The organism is Candidatus Phytoplasma sp. AldY-WA1 (genome assembly GCF_020312115.2).
GTDB lineage: Bacteria > Bacillota_I > Bacilli_A > Acholeplasmatales > Acholeplasmataceae > Phytoplasma > Phytoplasma vitis.
The window spans coordinates 1-4926 of record NZ_JAHRHX020000042.1; the positions used below are offsets into that span (position 1 = coordinate 1).

Below are 4926 nucleotides of genomic sequence, written 5' to 3' on the forward strand. Positions count from 1 at the left end.
AAGCTCACGATATCAAAAATTGTTTCTACAATCGTTTTAAAGAATGGAATTGTCCTGAATGGGTAGCGAAAACAGGTAGCATCATCGTTCCTATTTTAATTGGTTTAGCTATAGCTATTGCTTGTTTGTTTATTCCAATCATTGGTCCTGCTTTAGGTGCTATAGTTCTTGCAGGAACACTTATTATGGGTAGTTTAATGCTTTTTACTGATGAAACTGTTCCTCCAAATCAACCTCCTAAACAGGATGTCGTAGTCATAGAACATAATGAAGATAAAGAAAAAGAGAAACAAACTGATCCAATAAAAAAGTTGAATCAAAATTAAAGAAAGGAGAACCAATTTATAAACAAAACCCAACAAATCAAAATTTAATAGAAGAAGAAACCTTAAAAAATAAAAAATTATTAGAAGAACAAAAATTTTTAGAAATTAATCTTCAAGTTCAAGAATTAGAACTAATGAACTTAAAACAAGAAAAAGAAAATTTAACAAAACTATTACAAGCAAAAGAAGCATTAATTAAGAATAAACCAGAAGAAAAAGAAACTTTAACAGAAGAAATAAACCAAATTAAAACTAATTTAAATTCTCAAGAAACTACAATTGTAAATAAAGACGAAGAAATTCAAGGAAAACAAAAACAAATCCAAGAATTAACTAATCAATTACAAGAGAAAAAAGAAAATTTAGAAGCTCTACAAAAAGAAATTAATGTTAAAGAAGAATTGTTAAAAAACAAAGAAAAAGAATTATTAGAAAATCAAAATATACCTTTGGAAACAAAAAACACTTTAACAGAAGAAATTAAAACTTTAAAAGCAACCATAAATGAAAATAAAACTAAATTAACTTCTCAAGAAACTACAATTGAAAATAAAGACCAAGAAATTAAAGGCAAACAAGAACAAATCCAAGAATTAACTAATCAATTACAAGAGCAAAAAGAAAATTTAGAAGCTCTACAAAAAGAAATTCATGTTAAAGAAGAATTGTTATTAGAAAAAGAAACTTTAACAGAAGAAATAAACCAAATTAAAACTAAATTAACTTCTCAAGAAACTATAATTGAAAATAAAAACAAAGAAATTAAAGGAAAACAAGAACAAATCCAAGAATTAACTAATCAATTAAAATTGAAAGAAGAAAATTTAGAAGCTCTACAAAAAGAAATTCATATTAAAGAAGAATTGTTAAAAAACAAAGAAAAAGAATTATTAGAAACTAAAAATATATCTTCTGAAACAAAAAACACTTTAACAGAAGAAATTGAAACTTTAAAAACAGATATTAACCAAAAACAAATTCATTTCGATAAACAATTATTGTTAAAAAACGAACATATCTCAAATTTAGAAGAAAATAATAACCAATTACAAAAAGAATTGAATATTAAAAAAGAAGAAACGCAAAATTTAAGAGATCAACATGAAAAAACTTTAATAGAAATTAAAAAACAAATCGAACATTATCAAACTCAAGTAGCTGAATTAGAAAAAGAAGCAGAAGAATTAAAACAAAAAATAAAAGCTAACAATGAAAAAACCGAGCAATCAAAAATTTATTTAACCGCTAAACAAGAACAATTAAATAAATTCCATCTAGAATTAGGTAAATTACAAACACAAAAAGCTTCTTTAGAACAAGAAATTAATACTTTAACTAAAACTTATCAAGATTGGTTAAATCAATGTCAAATTCAAAAAGATAAAATAACATTATCTACATACTCTAATTTATATCCAATTGCAACAAACGACCAAAAATGTAATGATTTAGCAGTATATTACGCTCCTCAACCATTTCAAGTAGAAATGAAATCGTATGACATTAGTAATGATGCAGTTAAAAATACAAAAATATTTGAAGCTGAAAAAACACAAATTAATGGAAAAGATGTTTATTATATAAAATTCAAATTCTTTGCAGACAATGTTTTTCAATTGGATTTAAACAACAATATCAATGGAGGCGATATTTTTCAATGTGATTTAAACGACAATAATACAAAAAAATATATAAAATGTTTAGTAAACACTATGTTCGAAAATTTAAACAAAATAGAAATGAAATTTAGTCATGACGTTTGTTTAACTCCTCCTCCACAAGAATTAAATGAAAATAGTCTTCTTCGTTTAAAGGATAAAACAAAAGAATTACTAGATATTTCAAATCAAACAACAAAATTAGAACAAGAATTAAATCAAACTCAACAAGAAATGAAAGAGTTAATCGAACAAACTACTCCTGATGAAACTTTAGAAATAGAAGTTCAAAAAAAAGAAAAACATATCAAAGATTTAAAAAAAGAAATGGATGAATTAACTTTTAAAGAAAAAGGTTTTAAAGAAGAAATTCAAACTTTAACACAAGAAAATGAAAATTTAAAAGCTAAATATAATCATGATTTAAAAAACGTAATAATTGAATTAGAATCAACTAAAACAATAAACGCTCAACTAGAAGCAGAGATAGCTCAAATACAAGAAGAATTAAAAAAAACTAATCAAACTAATAATAATTTAATTAAAACGTTAAACGATAAACAAGAAAAAATTAAAGAATTACAAACAAAAATCACAACTTTAGAAGAAAACGAAAAAAAATTAAAAGATATTATTAAAACAAAAAATGAAGAAATAGCTAAATTAGAGAAAATAGTTCAAGAACAAGCCGCAGAAATAACACGTTTAAATGCTGAAATTGAAAGACAAATTGAATTATATACAGAACAAGGTAAACATATTCAACAATTAGAAGGAATAATTAAAGGACTAGAAGAAGCCAATGAAGCTTTAAGTGGTGAAAATCAAGAGTTATTATTAAAAATTAAGGAATTAAGACAACAATTAGAAGACGAAAAGACAGCTCATGAGAAGACTAAGACTGAATTAAATAAAAAAATAAAAGGTTTCGAAGAAAAAATAAAAATATTAGAACAAAACCACACTACATTAAAAACTGCGAAAAGCTCATGGGAAACAACTAAGGACAACATAAAAGTAGTCAGTGGTGTTCATGGTAGTACGATGACAGGAGTAGCAATAGGTACTATGATTTGTCCGGGAATTGGAACAGCAGCAGGAGCAATTGTAGGAGCAGGAATGTCAATCTATAGTCATTGGGATACAATAAAAAGTTGGTTTTAATTAAAAATAATTATGATAAAATAAAAAATATTATCTAATCTTAATAATTAATTTTCAAAAAGGAGAATTTTATTATGTTTTCAACTATTCAAATCATTATTTTAGTAGTTTTAACTCTTTTATTATTTATTTTAGGACCTTATTTAATTATTCTTCGAGAAAAAAAATTAAATCAAAATCAAATTAAAAAAACCATTCCTAAAGGAAAAATTATTTCTTATTTATTTATTGGTATTATTGTTATATCATTTAATGCGCTTTTAATGCATTTTAATAATAAATTAGAAGTTAAAAAAGAAAGTCAACCTGTTCCTACTCCTCAAATAGAAACAAAATATGAATATTATTATAAAAGAGGAGAATATGATACTAAATATAAATTAACTGAAAAAGATAAACCTTTTTTAAATGAAAACGGAAAATGGATGTTGAATAATATCGGAGAAATATCAGAACCATTAATTGAAAAAACATATAAATTTTTCGGTTTCAATGGTTTCGATCAGTGTCAACACAAAGATAAAATTCCTAAAGATTTAGCTCCTTTTATTAAAGAACCTTTTAATAATTGGTATTATACAAATAACATGCCTCCTTATAAAGGTCATGGGGGTAGTGAAGTAGATTATTTTAGTGGTTCACAATTTAGTATAGATACTTTGAGTAATAACTATAGAGGACCTGTATTTTCTGTATTTAATGATAGTTTTGTTGAAACAATGGATAAAACTATCAAAATGAACTACACAGGCCCTAAATATTTATTAGAAGAAGACAAAGATTTTTATGTTAATGAAGTTAAATGTCCTTTACAACAAAACAAAAGATGGGAAGAAGGAAGAACAAGCTACTTATTACCTTCACTTTAATCCAAAAAAACAATATATTACTCTTTATACTGAAAATTGAATATCAAAGAAAAATTTTTAAAAGGAATAGATGATAATTGAATAAAGAAGATAAAATTAACAAAATTTATACATTTCAATTACAGAAATCTTTTAGAGAAGAAACAATTTTTTAAAAAAAGAAAGTATTTTAAATATGAATAACGATAATATTAATAATGAAAAACAAAATAATTTTTTTATTTATTTTTTTATCATTTTAGCATTATTATTTATTTTTTTGATAATTATTAGTAGAGAATATAAACCTCCTTTAAAAGGTGAAGAACCTAAAACTAATAAAACAATTAAAAAATATAATGATGATGTAAAAGAAGAAAATAAAGATTTAAAAACTGATTTATATGAAGGATTTCCAGAACTAAAATCAGTTGAACCAGTTGAGCCTGTTAAACCTGTTATACCTGATAAACCAGAGATACCTGTTGGACCAGTTAAACCTGTTATACCACCTGAACCAATTAGATGTCCTGGACCAATAAAACCTGTTATACCAGAGATACCAGATATACCTGTTGGACCAGTTAAACCTGTTAATCCAGTACCAGGATGTGGAGGAGCTGGACCTGTTATACCTGTTGGACCAGTACCAGGATGTGGAGGAGCTGGACCTGTTATACCAGTGCCACCAGTTAAACCAGTTCCACCTGAAACTCCAGTTATACCTGCTCCACCTGATAAACCAGATATACCATGGTGTCCTGGACCTGTTATATTACCACCAGATCCAAAACCTATTCCATCACCACCGCCTAAACCAATTAAAGAAAAATTTAATTTTTTCTTTAAACCTTATTTAACTTATAAAGATAAAGAAGGTAATACAATTAGAGAATATAATTTTTTCCCTGGCATGAAACCCACTGGTAA

At 25.5% G+C, this 4926-nt stretch carries 2 protein-coding genes and 2 pseudogenes; all 4 read left to right on the forward strand.

All coding sequences use genetic code 11. From position 1 onward, the window contains the following. Positions 1 to 326 (forward strand): annotated as a pseudogene (locus KTO59_RS03320) (hypothetical protein); the annotation flags it as partial. Between the two features lie 134 nt (positions 327 to 460). Continuing rightward, positions 461 to 3148, forward strand: a complete 2688-nt coding sequence (locus KTO59_RS03325; protein WP_284928622.1) for a hypothetical protein — start codon at positions 461 to 463, stop codon at positions 3146 to 3148. Positions 3149 to 3222: 74 nt separating this feature from the next. Continuing rightward, a complete protein-coding gene (locus KTO59_RS03330) occupies positions 3223 to 4017 on the forward strand; it encodes a hypothetical protein (protein WP_284928623.1) in 795 nt (264 codons plus the stop codon). 175 nt (positions 4018 to 4192) lie between these two features. Next, positions 4193 to 4926: pseudogene (locus KTO59_RS03335) on the forward strand (hypothetical protein); the annotation flags it as partial.